The organism is Brevibacillus panacihumi W25 (assembly GCF_000503775.1).
In the GTDB taxonomy this organism is placed as follows: Bacteria; Bacillota; Bacilli; order Brevibacillales; family Brevibacillaceae; genus Brevibacillus; species Brevibacillus panacihumi_A.
Genome location: NZ_KI629786.1, coordinates 523,543 through 542,734 on the forward strand (window position 1 = coordinate 523,543; position 19,192 = coordinate 542,734).

General features: G+C 44.9%; 15 protein-coding genes and 1 pseudogene. 14 read left to right on the forward strand and 2 right to left on the reverse strand.

Going from position 1 to position 19,192, the window contains the following annotated elements:
* Positions 1-46 precede the first annotated feature (46 nt).
* The 4 genes from T458_RS52300 to T458_RS52315 all read left to right on the forward strand — a co-directional run bounded on the left by T458_RS52300 (position 47) and on the right by T458_RS52315 (position 3,588).
* Entirely contained in the window at positions 47-472 is a 426-nt protein-coding gene (locus T458_RS52300; protein ID WP_429848286.1) for a multicopper oxidase domain-containing protein, read from the forward strand.
* 73 nt (positions 473-545) lie between these two features.
* Positions 546-1,844 carry a phytoene desaturase family protein gene (locus tag T458_RS52305; protein ID WP_023559110.1) on the forward strand — a complete coding sequence of 433 codons (1,299 nt, stop codon included), beginning with the start codon at positions 546-548 and terminating at the stop codon, positions 1,842-1,844.
* The gene (locus T458_RS52310; protein WP_023559111.1) at positions 1,822-2,685 is read left to right on the forward strand and encodes an RNA polymerase sigma-70 factor; all 864 of its coding nucleotides are present in this window, start codon (positions 1,822-1,824) and stop codon (positions 2,683-2,685) included. Before T458_RS52305 ends, T458_RS52310 begins: the two co-directional genes overlap by 23 nt.
* A 171-nt stretch (positions 2,686-2,856) precedes the next feature.
* Complete coding sequence (locus tag T458_RS52315; RefSeq protein ID WP_023559112.1) at positions 2,857-3,588, forward strand: hypothetical protein; 732 nt, start codon at positions 2,857-2,859, stop codon at positions 3,586-3,588.
* 680 nt (positions 3,589-4,268) lie between these two features.
* On the opposite strand, the gene T458_RS52325 is transcribed toward T458_RS52315, so the two are convergent.
* A complete protein-coding gene (locus tag T458_RS52325; protein ID WP_023559115.1) occupies positions 4,269-5,492 on the reverse strand; it encodes a glycoside hydrolase family 3 protein in 1,224 nt (407 codons plus the stop codon).
* 275 nt (positions 5,493-5,767) lie between these two features.
* On the opposite strand from T458_RS52325, the gene T458_RS52330 reads away from it, so the two are divergent.
* From T458_RS52330 to T458_RS52350, 5 genes and pseudogenes are all read left to right on the forward strand, one after another.
* On the forward strand, positions 5,768-6,109 hold the full coding sequence (locus tag T458_RS52330) for a LytR/AlgR family response regulator transcription factor (protein WP_023559116.1): 342 nt from the start codon (positions 5,768-5,770) through the stop codon (positions 6,107-6,109).
* Positions 6,064-6,516, forward strand: a complete 453-nt coding sequence (locus tag T458_RS52335) for an adenine deaminase C-terminal domain-containing protein (RefSeq protein ID WP_023559117.1) — start codon at positions 6,064-6,066, stop codon at positions 6,514-6,516. Before T458_RS52330 ends, T458_RS52335 begins: the two co-directional genes overlap by 46 nt.
* 164 nt (positions 6,517-6,680) lie before the next feature.
* Positions 6,681-7,361: pseudogene (locus tag T458_RS57960) on the forward strand (YczE/YyaS/YitT family protein).
* Between the two features lie 327 nt (positions 7,362-7,688).
* The gene (locus T458_RS52345) at positions 7,689-9,191 is read left to right on the forward strand and encodes a malate:quinone oxidoreductase (protein ID WP_023559118.1); all 1,503 of its coding nucleotides are present in this window, start codon (positions 7,689-7,691) and stop codon (positions 9,189-9,191) included.
* 364 nt (positions 9,192-9,555) lie between these two features.
* Positions 9,556-11,292 carry a restriction endonuclease gene (locus tag T458_RS52350; RefSeq protein ID WP_023559119.1) on the forward strand — a complete coding sequence of 579 codons (1,737 nt, stop codon included), beginning with the start codon at positions 9,556-9,558 and terminating at the stop codon, positions 11,290-11,292.
* 119 nt (positions 11,293-11,411) lie between these two features.
* On the opposite strand, the gene T458_RS52355 is transcribed toward T458_RS52350, so the two are convergent.
* Complete coding sequence (locus T458_RS52355) at positions 11,412-12,308, reverse strand: LysR family transcriptional regulator (protein ID WP_023559120.1); 897 nt, start codon at positions 12,306-12,308, stop codon at positions 11,412-11,414.
* A 189-nt stretch (positions 12,309-12,497) separates the two neighbouring features.
* Between T458_RS52355 and T458_RS52360 the strand changes: the two genes are divergently transcribed.
* From T458_RS52360 to T458_RS52375, 5 genes are all read left to right on the forward strand, one after another.
* Entirely contained in the window at positions 12,498-13,484 is a 987-nt protein-coding gene (locus T458_RS52360; RefSeq protein ID WP_023559121.1) for an ABC transporter ATP-binding protein, read from the forward strand.
* Positions 13,481-14,578, forward strand: coding sequence for an ABC transporter substrate-binding protein (locus tag T458_RS52365; protein ID WP_023559122.1), 1,098 nt, complete (start codon positions 13,481-13,483; stop codon positions 14,576-14,578). The genes T458_RS52360 and T458_RS52365 overlap by 4 nt, the downstream gene beginning before the upstream one ends.
* Before the next feature lie 15 nt (positions 14,579-14,593).
* Positions 14,594-16,261 carry an ABC transporter permease gene (locus T458_RS52370; RefSeq protein ID WP_031306224.1) on the forward strand — a complete coding sequence of 556 codons (1,668 nt, stop codon included), beginning with the start codon at positions 14,594-14,596 and terminating at the stop codon, positions 16,259-16,261.
* A gap of 8 nt (positions 16,262-16,269) precedes the next feature.
* Complete coding sequence (locus T458_RS0129425) at positions 16,270-17,541, forward strand: MBL fold metallo-hydrolase (RefSeq protein WP_035316348.1); 1,272 nt, start codon at positions 16,270-16,272, stop codon at positions 17,539-17,541.
* Positions 17,542-17,885: 344 nt separating this feature from the next.
* On the forward strand, positions 17,886-19,109 hold the full coding sequence (locus tag T458_RS52375; protein WP_023559124.1) for a Fic family protein: 1,224 nt from the start codon (positions 17,886-17,888) through the stop codon (positions 19,107-19,109).
* The last annotated feature ends 83 nt before the right edge of the window (positions 19,110-19,192 follow it).

Consider the following 19,192-nt stretch of genomic DNA (forward strand, 5'->3'; position numbering starts at 1 on the left):
AACTAAACCCATTACCTTTATATTGGTACGCTGAGCCTTATCATAAGTGACGGTAAACAACATTAGATACGAGATTGTACGTGACAGCTCCATAAGCAAGCTAACAGGAAATGGTTTCGGTTTTTCAGTGGAAAATACTGAATACACCTTCGTAGTTCAGGAGGGCGATAGGGTCAAAACGACGTTCGTGAATAAAAGTTTGGGCGAGCATCCCATGCACCTGCACGGGCATCATATGACGGTTTTGAAGAAAAACGGCGAGACAGTGAAAACCCCTTGGCTTACCGATACGTTAAACGTCATGCCGGGTGAGTCGTATGAGGTCGCATTTCTCGCGGATAATCCCGGGATGTGGATGGACCACTGCCATAACCTGGATCATGCAGCCACTGGGATGATTTTGCATCTCATGTACGATAACGTGCTTCCTTCTTATGAAGTAGGGACACGCTCTGGAAACTTGCCTGATTAGAAATAATTTTTCTTGTCACATTCTGCTGCCCCTCCCCGTCATACCGGTACAAAAAACGAAAGGGATGATTCAAATGGAAACATACGATGTGGCCATTGTCGGCGGGGGAGTCGCGGGATTAACAGCTGCGATCTATGCAGCGAGGGCGGGCAAGCAAGCGATCATCATTGAAAAACAGGATCGCTTAGGCGGTCGAGCGATTACGAATAAGAAAAATGGAGCGTACTTCAACCTGGGAGGGCATGCCTTGTATCGTGGAGATGCTCTGGCTACGTTCCGTGAATTAGAATTGAACCTGCCAGGAGATCAACCTTCCATCGATGCCTATGGGATATGGAAGGGAAAATTAAGCGTTCTGCCTATGGGAGTTACATCCTTATTCACCACCCCTCTCTTAACCTGGAAAGGGAAAATGGAGGTAGCTGCTTGGCTTGCGAAATTAGCAAAGCTAGATACACATCAATATGATCAAATCAGTCTCCGCGAATGGATTGAAACAAATTTGCAAGATCCCATGGTTCGAAATGTATTTTACGCTCTGCTGCGAACAGCAAGTTATGCGATGGCGCCTGATTTGCAAGCTGCCGGGCAAGTTTTAAAACAACTTCAAAACTCCATGCACGGCGTCTTGTATCTAGATCGTGGCTGGGGCGTACTGGTCGATGAACTGAGGAAAAAAGCATCTAAATGCGGGGTGCACTTTTTAATCAAGAACAAGGTCAATCGTATCGAACATCAGAACGGAATGGTGCAACATGTCCTTTGTGAAGACGGAACGAGGGTAAGTGCCAGAAATATCATCCTCACAACTTCGCCAGCGATCGCTCACGAGTTGGTGCCCGATGCAGAAGCAACCGCTCTCCATACTTGGAAAGAACAGGCAATTGAGGTCACAGCAGCTTGTTTAGATGTAGCTTTGCGCCGACTTCCAAAACCGAAACAACAATTTGTATATGGAATCGATCAACCTGTTTTTCTCTCCAATCAATCGCGTGCAGCTTACCTAAGCGAAGATGGTGCACAAGTCATATCCTTGATCAAGTATCAAGGAATGGAGACAAATTCAGAAAAGGATTTACAGGACCTGGAACAAACCTTGGATTTGGTGCAACCAGGTTGGCGGGACGAATTAGTTGCCAAACAATACCTTCCCAAGATCACGGTTTGCCATGATTTTATGCATGTAAAACGTCAAGAGAACCCAGGGCCCGCTGTCCCGGAGATTAATGGGTTATATGTAGCAGGAGAGTGGGCTTCACACGGTGAACTACTGGTCGATGCTGCGACAGCAAGCGCCAAAAGAGCTGTACAGCATATACTCTCGCATGAGGAAATGGAGAGGACCCCCTATGAGCATCGAAACATTGTATAACTTGTACAAAACGCCTCTTTTTTCATTAGCTTATCGGATGCTCGGGAGTGTGATGGATGCAGAAGACATTGTACAAGAAGCCTTTCTTGCCTATGATCAGTTGCCCGATTCCTCTGCGATTCAAAATGAGAGAGCATTTTTATACAAAATCGTTACGAACCGGTGTCTAGACCTTCTCCGATCGTCGGCAAAGAAACGAGAACTGTACGTTGGACCATGGCTGCCAGAGCCTCTGATCGAGAAGAATGCTCTGGGAGCAGATCCATCAGATGCGTATTTACAGCACGAATCCATTTCCACGGCGTACCTTTTGCTTTTGCAGCAACTGAACGCTGTAGAAAGAGCGGTATTCCTGCTCCGCGAGATTTTTCATTATTCGTATGATGAAGTAGCGGAAATGATCGGAAAAAGCAGTACAAATTGCCGTCAAATCTATCATCGAGCCCAAAAAAGCATTCATTTCGATCCTGATCAGCCCCCTTCGATCTCGATGGCAGAGGAGCAAATAAAGGAGTTTGTGAACTCGCTCATACAAGGAAATACGAGCAAACTCCTTGAGCTAGTCAGTGAAAATGTGGTTTTCTATTCAGACGGCGGAGGCAAAGTAAGAGCTGCGCAAATTCCGATCTTTGGCTTTGATAAAGTTATCCATTTGCATCAAAATCTGCTCAGAATGTATGAAGGGAAGTATACTTTTTCGTTCCTTACAGTAAACGGGTTGCCGGGGATTGCAATCAAAATGGGTGAAAAAATTCAGTATATCTACTCATTTGCTTTTAACAATAATCAAATCCAAACGATCTATGCCGTATCCAATCCGGATAAACTACGACATGTCTAATAATGAATTGCCCACATTCAAAGCTCCTCGTGAAGTCCATGGGCAGTGAAAGCGGTTCGATCCCGCCTGAATATCCCACACGCTTTATTTTCCAATAATTTACTAAATAGGTAATTGACTAACATATTGGAAATTGATAGAATATACAAAATGTAAATGGTGGTGTCCAAATTGAAAAAAAGTATCTTTTTGCTTCTATCTCTATCACTATTTTCCGTTTCAGCCTTAATCCCAACAAATTATGCACATGCTAATGTTCAAGTTGATCCAACTTTTGACGAAAAGTCTTTTTATGAAGAGCTACAAATAGACCCAGAGGCTAAAAAAGCTTACCAACAACTAAATGATATTTTTGAATCTAAGGAATTTAAAACGATACAAGAAGCACTTAAACAATATGGTGATCTCATTTATTCAGATGAAACTGGTTATCATTTCAAAGAAGGGGCAGAAAAGGAAATTCCAGAAGAAACCTATGTTTTGTTAGAAGAAGTCTTTAATTCTGCTAACGAAGAGTTTACAAATGAAGAAAGAAGGACTCTAGAAAACCGAGTAAGTCCCCTGGGTGTAACTGAGGATTATTATTATGGACACGACGATGATACATATGTATATTCAAACGGTGATTGGGATGTTGGCGAATGGTGGTACTTTAGTGATGACGATACCAGATGGCTAGTTGAAAAATTAGCGATTGCTGCTACAATTTCATGGTTTGCAGGAAAAATACTTTCTCTATTCCCAGCAACCAAGGGTTTAGGCTTGTCTCTCGAAGTTGCATCGGTTCTGTTTGGGCTTGGAGCGACCTATATAGCCAATAAAAATAAAGGTTATGGTATTACGTCCGAATTTACAGCGGAGGAGTTTACATGCGTGCAAGAACGTATTGAGAAGTATAATTAAAAAACAAAAAACACATGTTGCTAAATTAGATAGCATGTGTTTTTTTAATCCAAAAGAAAATGGCATAATAAAGGGGGAATTCATATTGAATAGCTTGTTTCCATATTTGGTTTTGAGTCTTATGCTTTTAACATATATATATAGCTTTTTAAAAAAAGTAAGCATATTAAGAGACATGAATGGGGCCGTTTTAGCATTTCTCATTTATACAATTACAGACCAGCTCTGGTGGCTTAGTCTTATTGTTTTAATAGCTGCCTATATCTTTGCAATTATACAAACATCCAAAAACGTCCGATGATAGCTCGAGACCAAACTACCAACCAATAGGAGGCCCGATAATACACATTATGTAAAGTAACGTCCGAGTCCTCATTTTCGGGCGTTTTTCGTCGTTTTCAGCGATTACCGATTTTCGATCCATCCCATTTGTCCACGTAGAGAAGACAAACTGTCCTTTTCCTCCAAAAAACACGATCTCGCTCTTCCTCTGGTTTTCTCTTTGTTCGGATTCCACGAAAAAATGCACGATGCAGCTCGTTGGCCAACCAGAAATGCAGCCATTAAATCCGAATGATTTTTTGAGCATCGGGCTTACTTGTATGCACCACTACGAAAATCCCGCACTAGCGAAAGTGCGGGATTTTAATCGTTGATTATTTTTTGAGACGTTTAGCTTTCTATTTTTTTCGATAGGTGTCTATCGCCTTGCTGATCCGTTCATTAAGTAACGTCAAATCAGGGGGATCGACCGGCTTGTCCTCCAGATTGAACTTGGTTTTCAGCTGCAGAATTCTCCGGACGCTTTCGTCAATCCTCTCTTCGGAAAGCGTGCCATCCGCTACGCTTTGCTTCAGGGCGGCAATCACTTCATCCACATTAGAGTATTCATGGGCAATGAGAACAATATCGGTCCCCGCTTGCACTGACAGAACAGATGCCTCCCCGATTCCATACTGGTTCGCAATCGCTCCCATGGTCAGGTCGTCCGTCAAGATGACGCCCTCGAAACCCAGCTTATCTCGTAATTGGCCCGTCACTACCGCCGGCGATAAGGAAGAGGGATACTGCTCATCGATTTGCGGAAACAAAATATGGGCCACCATAACAGCGTCGGCGCCTTCCTCAATGGCACGGACGAAAGGCTGCCACTCCAGTTGGGTTAAATCCTTCTCGCTCTTATGAATAACCGGCAGATCCAGATGGGAATCCGTCTCGGTATCTCCGTGTCCCGGAAAATGCTTCACGACCGGGATGACACCGGTCTGCTTCATTTGCTTCATAACTGCTATGCCCAAGGAGGATACGATGTCGGCAGTCGATCCAAATGAGCGGTCTCCGATAACCGGGTTCTTCGGGTTGCTGTGAATATCGAGCACCGGAGCAAAGTTCATGTTCAAGCCCATTCCCTTTACCTCTTCTCCAAGGATAGCGCCGATCTCTCCGGCCGCTTCCTGGCTGTTCCATTGCCCGCCTTCCTGATCTACAGAAAGCAGCAGTGGGACAGAATGGATCTCGTTCCATTGCTTGAGCTGGTTTGTAAAACGAACGACCGATGCCGGATCGGCCAGGTTGTTTTTATAAAAGATAATCCCTCCGACATGCTGTTCCTTAATCAATCTTTCGTCCTCGGCTGAGGCAGAAGTACCTTGTACACCGGCAATGATCATCTGCCCGATTTTCTCCTCCAGCGTCATCTTGTCTATTTTTTCACGAATCGCATCCTTCTCCACGATAGGTGCGGATGGACTCGGAGATGGCTCGGAACTCGCTTCAGGCGCAGGAACAGCCGAAACGGGAGGGGATGGATTGGTTGGAGAGGTCGGTTGGTTTCCAGAACACCCGGATAGAACCCCGATGATTAACATCGACCATAAACCTGCCAGCATAGACAGCTTCTTCATGTTGTATATCACCTGCTTGCCTACATGTATTTGTTTATCATACCATTTTTCGTACTTACAGGGGGTTGCCTATCAAATGCGGGATTTATCCACCGCAACAGGAATAACATCCTCCTTATCGTATAATCCGTGTTTGACGAAGCGCTGAAGTAAAAGCACGAAACCCCAGAAGGAAAAGCAGGAAGATTTGGATTCTTTTACAGTTATATCGTATTGTAGTATTATGGAAGTAAAATTTACCAAATCGATAAGGCTTGGCTTATAAGGGGAACAGCATGAAAGCGATCTTAATTGACGATGAACAGTTGGCGTTAAACTATTTGGAGCATCAGTTAGTTCATATCGCAGATGTCGAAATTATTGGCAAATTTACGGATCCCATGGTCGGCAAGCGAGCCATTGAAAAAAATGAGATTGATATTGTTTTTTTGGATATTCAAATCCCAAAGCTGAACGGCATTGAGTTGGCGGAACAGCTTTTGGAAATGAAGCCTCAATTACAGATAGTATTCGTAACCGCGATGTATATGGTCGCGGGCATGCGAAGTTTTACCAGGAAGTCTGGGTGCCGATGCAAGATGGAAAGATCGTTCCGGAATATGAAGGAGAAAAAGTAAGTCGCCTGTCTGTGATTCGCCGTTATGCGGAAGGCAAAAGACATGTGGTGAATGGCTTATTCAAGGGCGTATATGTGGAGAACGGTGCCGTAGCAACCTCCTGGCCTGCTCCAATCCCATACTTTGTAGTAGTTGGACAGGAAAGCGAGGAAATGTGCTACTGCGCAAAAGAGGTTGATCAATACTCAGGCGCCTGCATTGTCACGGATGGCAAAACGAATAAGAATGTTATGCCTATTGAAATCTACGGCATGATGACCAATATGACAGTGAAAGAATTAACCTCTAGTGCCAGGGCAATTGATGCTGCTTTGGAGGAATTGGGCAACCACAACGAAGGTGAACCGGTAGTAAACAAGCTTTTAAGCCTGTTTATTTCTCTGCACCGTTTCCGTTTCATGGAGTAATCCCCCCGAATATAGGAAAGGTGCTCCAAGTCTTTGCTGGAGCACACTTCCTGAAGTCTATTGCATACAAGTCTCAGCATGATCTACAGATCGGTGGTTTTCTCGGTTGGCCCATACATTTTATTGAGAAAGAGGGACGGTATATGCAACATAGCGGCGAGGCAATGGAACTGCAAAGCAATAGCAGTTTAACCAAGAGGTGGATCATTTATATTATCGGCATTTATATACTTACTCTTGGTATTAGCTTGGCAATCAGGGCTGGAATTGGAATATCGCCCCAGAGCAGTCTTACTCGGACGATGACTGTGATCTATCCCGAATTAACGCAAGGAACCTACTCCTTCTTGTTGGAACTCATCATGTTATTTTTAGCATACCTGGTCCTGCCAAAAGATTTTAAATGGAAGTAGTTCGCCGGATTAATCCCGGCCTTAGTGTTAAGCGTGTTTTTGGACCTGAATCTACTGCTTACCAGTTTCATTAAACTGGAATTGTATTATACAAAAGTCATGCTTCTCGTTGTCGCGGATGCCGCTCTAGCCTACGGTTTATTTCTCATGATTCGAGCCAACCTCGTTCTGATCCCGGTTGATTTGTTTGTGAATACGGTGTTTAAAAGAACAAAAAGAAAATGGGGGAATATTAAAACGGTTTTCGATTGTTCCTTGCTTGTGATAGCAGCGTCCATCGGTCTGATTTTCTTGAGTGAGATCATGTTTATTCGTGAAGGCACCATTATTAATGCGATATTGGTTGGACAATATATTAAATTGTATTCCTATCTATATAAGAAAGCACAGACTCGAATAATTGGGGGAGATCCGACCATCATCAATCGGTAATGTTAACCTTTAGCGGTCGAAATTGGTTACAATAAATGGTATTTTGTTCTATCTTCAGCACCAAGTTGTTCCTATGGAACGGCTTGGTGTGCCGTTTTTTCACCCCTTAATTCAATCCCCCTATCATTCCTCTCATTTACCGTCTCTTAATCGCAAATTACTATCAGTAATCGTTTTAATTAGCAAATAATAGTGATACACTATAGTTGTAATAGTGATACACTATAGTCAAGTTACAATTTATCAAGAAAAGGTGTGTACTACAGGTCGCACCAAGCAGGAGCGCCTACATCTTTTCTTCAAATATGAGCGAGGTAGGACGGTAAAATGAGTGACAGACAAACCGAAACAGACGTTATTTTGATTGGTGCCGGAATCATGAGTGCGACTTTGGGTACGCTGCTGAAGGAGTTAGTACCGGACTGGAACATTACAGTCTTTGAGAAACTCGCAACCGCAGGGGAAGAAAGTTCCAACGAATGGAATAATGCGGGTACGGGACATTCAGCACTGTGCGAGCTAAACTACACCGTCGAAAAACCGGACGGAACCGTAGATATTAGCAAAGCTATTAAAATCAATGAAGAGTTTCAGGTTTCAAAGCAGTTCTGGTCTTATCTTGTAAACAGCAATCTCATTCGCAATCCGCAGGACTTTATCAGGCCATTGCCTCATTTGAGTCTCGTGCAAGGCGAAAAGAATGTAACGTTTTTGAAAAATCGTTATGAAGCGCTGTCCAACAATCCTCTGTTTCAAGGGATGGAATTCTCCGATGACCCGAAAAAACTGATGGAATGGATTCCGCTCATCATGAATGGCCGCAATTCGAACGAAGCGATCGCGGCAACAAGAATCGAATCCGGAACAGATGTCAACTTTGGTGCTTTGACACGCATGCTGTTTGACCACCTGAAGGACAAGAACGTCGATGTAAAATACAAGCACAGCGTGGAAGATATCAAACGCACCAGCGACGGCTTGTGGGAATTGAAAGTGTGGAACATGGATACGGGCAACATCGAACGCCATACGGCGAAATTCGTCTTTATCGGCGGCGGTGGAGGAAGCTTGCCTTTGCTGCAAAAGTCCGGTATTCCAGAAGGAAAGCATATCGGAGGATTCCCGGTAAGCGGACTGTTCATGGTATGTACGAATCCGGAAGTGATCGAGCAGCATCATGCAAAAGTATACGGCAAAGCCAAGGTTGGCGCTCCGCCGATGTCTGTTCCGCATCTTGACACCAGATTTATCGACAATAAAAAAACATTGCTCTTTGGACCGTTTGCGGGCTTCTCTCCGAAGTTCTTAAAAACCGGTTCTATGTTTGATTTGCTCGGTTCCGTAAAGCCGGATAATGTCTTTACGATGTTGGCCGCAGGGGCAAAAAACGTTCCATTGACAAAATACCTGATCCAGCAAGTTATGCTTTCGAAAGAGCAACGGATGGAAGAGCTGCGCGAGTTTATCCCGAACGCCAAAAGCGAGGATTGGGATATCGTGGTAGCCGGCCAACGTGTGCAAGTGATCAAAGATACGGAGGCAGGCGGCAAAGGAACGCTTCAGTTTGGTACGGAAGTCATTAGTGCCGCTGATGGCTCGATCGCCGCATTGCTTGGTGCATCTCCTGGTGCGTCTACCGCCGTTTCCGTCATGCTTGAGTTAATCAAAAAATGTTTCCCAGAGCAAATCCAAGAATGGGAACCGAAAATCAAAGAAATGATTCCTTCTTATGGCGTGTCTTTATTGAAAAACCCAGAGCTTATAGAGGAAATTCATACGTCAACTGGGCGGGCGCTTGGTCTATCCAGTCCAGAATTGGCCCTCGTCTAGCAGGTAGAACAAATTAGCGGTCTTCGTCCCGAATTACAGGGGGCGAAGACCGTTTTTGTTTTTTCTGCAACCCTTACACTCCAGGCTAACTCATGGTCTAATTATTCAAATGGTGGCAACTCGGCCCTTTTGAGACAAACCCGTTTAAAGTCGATAGTAAGCAGATAATTGCTATCGCTCTCTCATAGAAATAAACCATTGTTGAATCCTCAAACTTCCCCATCGGTACCCCTCTAGGGATTAAAGACTACAAATAAGAATTCTTTAGTCTAAAATAGGACAAAACACCCGCAAAAGACTGTGAAAGCGTTACCAAAAACTATATAATAATACATAATTTTGAATGAAAGTGAGGGTGTCCAAATTGAAAATCAAGCATCTCAAAATTAGTGAAGTTGAAGAGCACTGGAATTCAGCAGGAACTCGAATTCTAAAATATACCCTCGAAATGTACCATGAAGGGTTAAAGGAACATAAAATAGTATCTGCTCCAGAGATTGATATCCTTGAAAATAAAGTGAATTTACAAGCCCAAAAATGGTTGGAAAAGTGGCGGGATGTAGAAAACAAACAAAAAATGAACGAAGAAAAGGAAGCTAATATAGTTGAAGCGAGTGTAAGGACAAAGGCAGCAGAATCGGACATAAAAAGAATCGAAGACCTATTAATTCACACTTTATCCGTGGATGATTCTGTGAATTGGGAGGATTTAAAAAGGAAAGATGATTTTTCTGAAATTTTTCCGGAGAAACCAAACCCTGAGACAAAGAAAGAATACCCCGAAAAACCCGATAAGGGTGTTCCAGTATTTACCTTCCTGGAAAAGATACTAAAATCAAAGAGAGAGAAGAAAATCAAAGAATTTGAAAACAATTATGCATTAGAACTCCTTAAATGGGAAGAGGAAAAGGCATGTATTGACGAATATAACCGAAGTCTGGATAAAGAATATGACGAGAAGGTACAAAAATGGCAACTCGAGGTTGATGATTGGACTAAGAGAAAGGAAGATTTTTTATCTAAGCAGGAAGAATTTAATGCGAAAATTGAGCAATTAAAAGAGTCTTATTTTAGTCATAATCCTGTAGCAATTGTAGAATATTGTGATATGGTTTTAGAAAACTCGCAATACCCTGATAATTTTCCTAAAAGTTATGAAATAGAATATAACCCCGATAGTAAAATCCTAATTATTGAATATCAGTTGCCATCAATAGAATGCATTCCAACGATAAAAGAAGTTAAATATGTGGCATCAAAAAAAGAATTGAAAGAAATTCATTACCCTGAATCACAGACACTAAAGTTGTTCGATGAAACGTTATATAAAATTACACTTAGGTCAATTCATGAAATTTTTGAGGCTGATGCTGCTAACGCTATTGAATCAGTTTCATATAATGGTTGGGTAAGAGCTATCAATAAGGCAACAGGAAGGGAAGAGAATAATTGTATTCTCTCCATTCAAGTGAGGAAAGTGGATTTTTTGCAAATTGATTTGGCCAATGTTGAACCGAAAGTATGTTTCAAAAACTTTAAGGGAGTTGCAAGCAGTAAATTAAGTTCTTTAACCCCTATTCAACCAATCCTGCAGATTACGAGAAGTGATAAACGATTTGTAGACAGTTATGAAGTTTCAAATCAAATCGATAGTACTACGAACCTTGCGGCCATGGATTGGGAGGATTTTGAACACCTCATTAGAGAAGTTTTCGAAAAGGAATTTATTTCAAATGGGGGTGAAGTGAAAGTAACACAAGCAAGTAGAGATGGTGGGGTAGATGTTATAGCCTTTGATCCAGATCCCATCCGGGGTGGGAAAATTATAATTCAAGCAAAACGATATACAAATACGGTTAGTGTATCTGCAGTCAGGGACTTGTATGGAGCTATCGTAAATGAGGGAGCTACAAAAGGAATACTTGTATCCACAGCTGATTACGGTCCAGATGCCTATGAATTTGCTAAGGGAAAGCCAATAACACTTTTGAATGGATCGAATCTCTTGTACTTATTAGAAAAGCATGGACAACACGCAAGAATAGATCTGAAAGAAGCTAAAAAAATATTAGCCGAGAATGATTCGAAAAGGAATCAATAGTTTAGAGACAACAGGCATTGACAGCGAAATACAAGTAACCATATATTTGCACATCATGGTAAGTAAGTAACGTTCGAATATCATATTCGGGCGTTTTTTCCGTTTTTGTCATATTTCAATCAATCCCGTCTACCCATACTCTCCCGCGCCATCTGCAAAAACTGCTGCAACCCTTTGGACAGCCATCTTTCCTTGTGATAGCAGGCATAAATAAAGCGTTCTGGTTCCGGTGGAGGAAGAGGTGCACAAGCAAGTATGTGATTGTTCACTTCTTCTGTTACGGCTTGTCTGGACAGGAACGATATGCTGTTGCCGAGCATTAACGCCCGTTTGATCGACTCCAGCGAATCCAGCTCCATACAGGTTCGCAGCTTGATCTTGTGGGCAGCAGCCCATTGTGTAGTCATTTGGCTTGTCGTGGAATGCGTGCCGTGAAAAATGAACGGTTCTTGCGCAAGATCGAGAGCATCGATGCTGCTCATAGCGGCAAATCGATGAGCAGCCGAGAACACGATCACCAACTCATCTTCGCCCATCAGGTGGATGTGGAGCTTGGGTTCATCGAACGGCTGAGACGAAATAAAGCCGAGATCAATTTGGTGCTCCAGGAGCAATTGTTGAATGACAGGAGCGGGTTTGATCATCAGCTTGACGGACATGCCGGGATACTCCCGACTGAATTGGCTGATCACTTGGGGCAGCAGATACGTTCCTGGAACATAGCTGGCTCCGATGGTGATCGTTCCTCGCTCCACATCGCGGAATTCCAATAGCATCCGCTCCGTTTCTTTCGACAGAGCTGTAATTTTGGACGCATAATGCAACAGGGCGTTGCCAGCCTCGGTCAGTAATATCACGCCTCCGCGCTGCTCAAACAAGCGAACCCCGTAGTACTCCTCCAAACTCTTCATATGAAACGTCACCGTAGGTTGTTTGATCCTCATCACTTCAGCGACAGAAGATACCTTTTTATATTTGGACAAGAGCATGACGATTTCCAGCTTCGTAATATTCATTTTGCGCTCCCCCTCGTATGAACCCTTCTGGCATTTCCGGACGTTTTGCACCCCTATTATAGAGAAAATCGATACGAACCAATAGATCATAATAGAAAATTTAACGATGACGATACGAAAGGTTAACACTAGCAAAAAACAACTGCCGTACACTCAAAGTAGATTCGTAGAACAGGAAGGAAAACGGCAATGGATCTAATCGTAAAGCAACTAACCAAGTCCTTTGGAGCTGTACAAGCGCTCCAGCCACTTGATCTGCATATTCGATCCGGGGAGTTTACGACATTGCTCGGTCCGTCGGGCTGCGGCAAGACCACGCTGCTGCGGATGATTGCCGGCTTGGAAACGCCCGATAGCGGTGAAATCTGGCTCGACGACGAGTGCGTGTTTTCCTCAGAGAAAGGGGTGTTCAAGCCTGTCCATAAACGAAAGCTCGGGATGGTTTTTCAGGACTTCGCTCTTTGGCCGCATCTGACGGTGTACGAGAATGTCGCCTTTGGTTTAAAAGCGGCGAAGCAAACCAACGGGATGAAAGAGCGAGTCATGGACGCGATTGGAGCCGTTCGTCTGAGTGGCTTGGAACAACGCTACCCTAGCCAGCTTTCAGGTGGTCAGCAGCAGCGGGTCGCTTTTGCCAGAGCGATCGCGGTCGAGCCAAAGCTGATATTGTTCGATGAACCGTTGAGTGCGCTGGACGCGCTTTTACGGGATGAGATGCGGGATGAGCTCTTGCACCTGGTGCAGTCGAGAGGACTTACCGCGATCTACGTGACCCATGATCAGCTGGAGGCGATGTCGATGTCTGACCAGATCTTGGTCATGCAGGGGGGCAAGGTGCTGCAAAAAGGAGCGCCGGAGGAGATCTACCACCGCCCGACAGAGCCATTCGTAGCGAAGTTCGTGGGGAAATCAAACTGGATTGACCCGGACAAGCGGATGATCCGACCGGAAAAGCTGCGTTGGACGGGGCGTCCTGGAGATTTGACCTGGTCCGCTGTCGTGAAACGGGTTAGCTACCTGGGAGATCGGTATGAGATCACGCTGGAGCTGGAGGATGGGACCGTATGGGCAGGCTATCACGATCAACGCTTACAGGCAGGGGACCGTGTCCTCGTATACGCATCACCGCATGACACTCATTCGATTCATCCAATAAAGGAGGAAATATACGTATGAAAGCGTCAAAAATGGTCGGCCGTGCAGGGAAAGCAGCATTTCTGACAATGACAATGAGTCTGGCATTGCTCGTAACAGCTTGTGGGAGCAATTCCGCAGCGGGTACACCGAGCAGCAACCAAACTGCAAGTACGACGGCTCCGACACAGACTGCAAGTACAGAATCGGAGCCGACACCGAAGTCAGATAAGCTGACTGTCTATGTGGCGGGTCCGGGCAAGATGGCTGCCCAGATCAAAGAAGGCTTTGAAGCGAAAACAGGCATCAAAATCGAGCAATTCGATGGAACCACAGGCAAAATCCTGGCCCGTCTGGAAGCGGAAAAAAGCAATCCGGTCGCAGATGTGGTAATTCTGGCGTCTTGGCCGTCGGGACTGTCTTTGAAGGAACAGGGCTTGACCCAAAGCTACGCGGATGCCCAGCATGATGACAAGCTTTATGACACCTGGGTCGATCAGGATAAACACCTGTTTGGCTACAGCGCATCTGCTCTGGGAATCACCTACAACACCAAGCTGGTAAGCAATCCGCCCGCTGATTGGGCAGATTTGACCAAACCGGAATGGAAGGGTGCTGTCAACATCCCCGATCCGTCCTTGTCCGGCTCTGCATTGGATTTTATCTCCGGGTATCTGAATGAGAATGGAGATGGCGGATGGACGCTGTTCAAATCGTTGAAAGCGAACGATGTAGCGTTGGCGGGTGCCAATAAAGAAGCGCTTGATCCTGTCATTACCGGTGCAAAAAGCGTCGTGATGGCTGGTGTGGATTACATGGCTTATGAGGCGATGGCCAAAGGCGAGCATATCGATATTACATACCCGGCGAGCGGCACGGTGATCAATCCGCGCCCGGCGATGATTATGAAGGATGCGAAAAATCTGGAGAACGCGAAGCTGTTTATGGACTACCTGCTTTCAGATGAAGCGCAAAAAATCGTAGCGGACAGCTACCTGTTGCCTGGACGTACCGATATTCCCGCACATGAAAGCCGTACGCAAGTGAAGGAAATCAAAGAGTTGAAATATGACTGGAACTGGATGACGGAAAAGGGTCCTGCGATCACTTCTGAGTTTTTGGGAATTTTTAAATAAAACAACGAGGTTATGATGAAGCCTTCAACTTCTGCAAGAATAAACAGGTCGTGGGGTGTGGCGCTGGCGCTTGTGCTGATGATATTGCTTGTCGTCACGCCCCTTCTTTTCATTTTGCATACGAGCGTCACTCCGAATGATCAATGGAACGTGCTGGCACCGCTGCAGGTCATTATGGATGCTGAATTGAGCGTGGTGCTGACGAATTCCATCATTCTTGGCTTTTGGGTTGTGGCAGGGGCCTCCATTTTGGCTTTGCCGATGTCGTTCCTGACCGCCAAGACAAGTCTGGCCAGGCATAAATGGCTGGATGTCGTGCTGATCATTCCGTTTATGACACCGCCTTACATCGGATCGATGGGCTGGATGCTCTTTATGCAGCGGCGCGGCTTTTTGGAGCAGATGGTGCCTTTTACCGAAGAGCTGACACCCTATTTCTTCTCTTTATTCGGAATGGTTACGATTATGAGTCTGCATCTGTTCCCGTTTCTCTATCTGATTCTGCGCAATGCGTTGCGTCGGATCGGGGCAGGCTACGAGGAAGCCGGGGCTGTCTATGGGGGCGGGTTCGTGTACCGCTTCCGCAGAATTTTCGTGCCGCTGCTGCTTGGCAGCTATGCGATGGGGGCTTTGCTGGTTTTTGTGAAGACGATTGCGGAGTTCGGTACGCCAGCTACTTTTGGCCGCAAGATCGGGTACCATGTGCTGACCAGTGAAATTCACAGATTTACGTCCAGCTGGCCGATCGATTTTAGCAAAGCGACCGCGCTCGCTTCCGTCTTGTTGGCTACCTGTCTCATCTTTTGGTATGGGCAAAATCTGATCTCCCGCCGTTATGACTATCAAACACTGGGGGGCAAAGGCTCCAAGGTAAAGCTGATTCATCTGAAAGGGTGGGGGCGCTTTACGGCCTGGGGCTACATCGTTTTTTTGTTAGCCACCGCTATTGGAATCCCATACTTTTCTATCATCGTCGCCTCCCTGCAAAAGCTGCGCGGGGACGGGCTGAGATGGGGGAACTTCACGCTGGAGCATTATCAAAGGCTGCTGACGTGGGGATCTCCGGGCATGGAAGCACTCCTGAACAGTCTGGGTCTGGCCTTGATTACGGCTACCATCGCGGTTGTGATCGGCACGTTCCTTGCCATGCAGATCAAGCATGCCAGCAGGGTGTCGGAGCGTGTAACCGATGTGTTTAGTCTGTTGCCCAACACAGTGCCAGGAATTGTAACCGTAGTCGGGCTGATATTGTTATGGAACGCTCCGTGGATGCCGATCAAAATTTACAATACGTACGGGATGGTCGTCCTCACCTATGTTGTGCTTTTCCTGCCATATACGGTCCAATACGTAAAATCCGGCTATCAGCAGATCGATGCCTCGTTGACCAATGCAGGACGGGTGTTTGGCGGAACGCCCTGGTATACCTTTCGCAGAGTCGTACTGCCTTTGCTTGTTCCGGGCATGATGGCGGGCTGGATGATGACATTTACGATCTCGATCCGGGAGCTGGTCGCATCGTTGATGATTTTGCCGCCTTCGATGAAGGTATCGGCCACCTATATTTATGCACAGTTTGAGCAAGGAGAGGTTTCGCTTGGGATGGCAATGGCTGTTATTTCTGTTGGATTGACAACCATTGTGCTGGCTGTAATGAACTACCGAGGCGCTGACAGGACGTGATGTGATTGATGCAAGTAGAGGTATGGGGCGGTGCAGGCGAGCATGGCCGCTCCTGTTATTACGTCCAGTTTGGACAACGATCGGTCCTGCTGGATTGTGGGGTAAAAAAGGGACAGGAAGACATGTATCCCCTGCTGGATGCAGCCAAAGTCCGCGGGCTAACGACCGTTTTTTTGTCCCATGCGCATGAAGACCACTCCATGGCGATACCGCTATTGTATCGTCATGGGTATAACGGGGTCGTTTGGACCACGCGCTCGACAGCGCATCAGCTGGAAAGCTATTATGCAAGCTGGCTAAGGTACGTGAGCGATGCCGGGAAAGAGATGCCCTATACAGCGGAACATATCGAGCAAGTGCGGTATCGTTTTTTGGAAGACGTGTCCGCACCGGGACAATGGTTTTCGGTGGAGCCTGGAATCGAGGCCTGCTGGGGCCCAAGTGGACATTTGGCTGGCTCCGTCTGGTTTCTGCTCAAAGCAGAGGGGCATACGCTTTTCTATTCGGGTGATTACAGTCCGGACTCAAGGCTGCTTTCAGCAAATTTGCCTGCCCCAGAGTATGTGAAGGATCTCTCACTCGCGATTATAGATGCAGCCTATGCGGATGATGAGACAGAACAGGAGATCCTGATCGAAACATTGGTTGAGACATGCAGACAGGTGTTGAATCGAGGAGGTCATGTTTGGCTACCAGTGCCGATGTGTGGCAGAGGTCATGAAATGATCGAAATTCTGGCCGAGGCGTTCCCCGACACTCAGATGCTATGTGATGAGCAGCTGGAGAAGGGCTTTCAGGCATTATGCGGGGACGAGTTTTGGTTTCAAGCGGACAAATGGCACGCATACAAGCAGATGTGGAGCAACCGCGTCCAGGTATTGAACGAGGAACAGGTGATGCGAAGAAGCACTTTGCCCGAGAGAACGATCTTCCTGTCAGCGGACCCGATGCTGCAATCGAGAGCTTCGGGGATTGTGCTGGAAGCCTGCCGAGCCCGCCAGGAAAACGCAATCCTTTTGACGGGACATGTCTATCCGGGGACGCGTGCTGCCCAATTGTTAGCCGAAGAAAAACCAGGTTTTGAAGTGACCCGATGCCGATACAAAATTCACCAGGGTCTTCCAGATGTGAGACGAATGCTTGATCAACTAAGGCCGAAATCAACCTTGCTCGTGCATGCTCCCAAAGTCAAGACGGATCGGTTGCAAACGAAGCTGATCGCTTCGGGCTATGACGGCATTTTCTCTTGTGTGCCGGGGGATACGATCATCATGGGATAGAGCAGTCAAAAATGACTGCTCTTTAAATTTTTTTGCCTTGAAAATTCCTGACTTCCATAATGAGATTGAATAATGTGGAATTTCCAAGTCTAGAATAGTAACACCTGTAAACATGGGGGTGTTACCATTATATGTATGTAAAATGTCCGTCCTGCAACAGAGAAGTAAAGATCAAAAAAAATGGCAATGGGAGATGTGTATGTGGGGCAAATATTAAGGTGATCAATTGAATGATACCCAAAGCCTATTTGTAAAAAAGTGCGATATTTTACACATAAGTATGGACATCAACCTGCTATATGTGTAAATATCTTTATATAATAGGTCAAGGGGTGTGTCGGAAAATGAGATATCTTTATAAAATCTATCATGAAATACCCGTTACAGATTTCCACGAAATACACCAAAAGAGATTCAAATTTGATACAACGATTCGTTTAGGTCTGTCGATAAAGCCGATGAAACAGCCGCATTCATATGAATTATATTACGTTCCTACAAATAAAATGTTAGAGATGGTAAGCAAAATCCATCTCATTTCCAATTCCTTTTTGCAGACATTTCAGATACTTCCTACGGTTGCACAGAAACAATTCATTAATGAGTGTCTGGTCGAAGAATTATATAATACGAATCAATTAGAAGGAATTAGAAGCACGAGAGAGGAGATTGCCAGAAGCGCAAAAGAGGTCAAACTAAATAAGAAAACAAAAACTAGATTTGCGAGTATGATTAAGTCCTATTTACGTCTGCTAAATAATGATATCGAGTTGCCGGAGTCCGCGAAAGATATTAGAGCGATCTATGACGAGATTACCAATGGAGAAATCGAACAACAGGAATTACCAGATGGAGAAGTTTTTCGAAAGGAAATCACCTATATTTTAAAAAAATCAGGTACTGGCAAGGTCATTCATCAGGGGATAACCCCAGAAAAGGAAATCATCCATAAGACCGAACAGTTACTGAGGTTTATGAATGATAATGACGAAATCCCTGCTCTTATAAGGGTCGCTATTGGACATTATTATTTTGGGTATATTCACCCTTTCTATGATGGGAATGGACGAACTTCAAGGTTTATCAGCAGTATATATTTATCAAAGGTGTTGGGAAATATCGCCTCTCTATCATTGTCCAGAGGATCAAATAAATATAAAAATAAGTATCTAGATATTTTCGAGATTACCAATAGCATCAAGAGCAGAGGAGAAATGAATTGTTTTATTGAGACTTTTTTAAGGATTATCATAGATACTCTGGTCCAAATGAACGCGGAGTTAAAAGAAAAAAGCGAGTTGTTGAGTATCGCTGCACAAAAAATAGATGTTGAACCCAAGTTGGCAAATAAGGAAGAACTTCATAAAGATATTATGTTGATATTAGCGCAAAACCATTTCTTTGATTCAAGTATGGGACTTACAATTAAGGAGTTGGCGGCCATTGTCAGCAAATCAGAAGCAACGATTAGGAAGATTGTAAGGGACTTAATTGCTATGTCTCTCATCGAGCAAAAAGGTGAACGACCGGCATATTACTGTATGAAACAAGAGTATTTTGAAATCTAGCATGCTTACATAGACAGTCACAAACGGCTGTCTTTCTTTGCATAATAGTGAGAGAAATAAAGGACGAACATGATGATAAACTT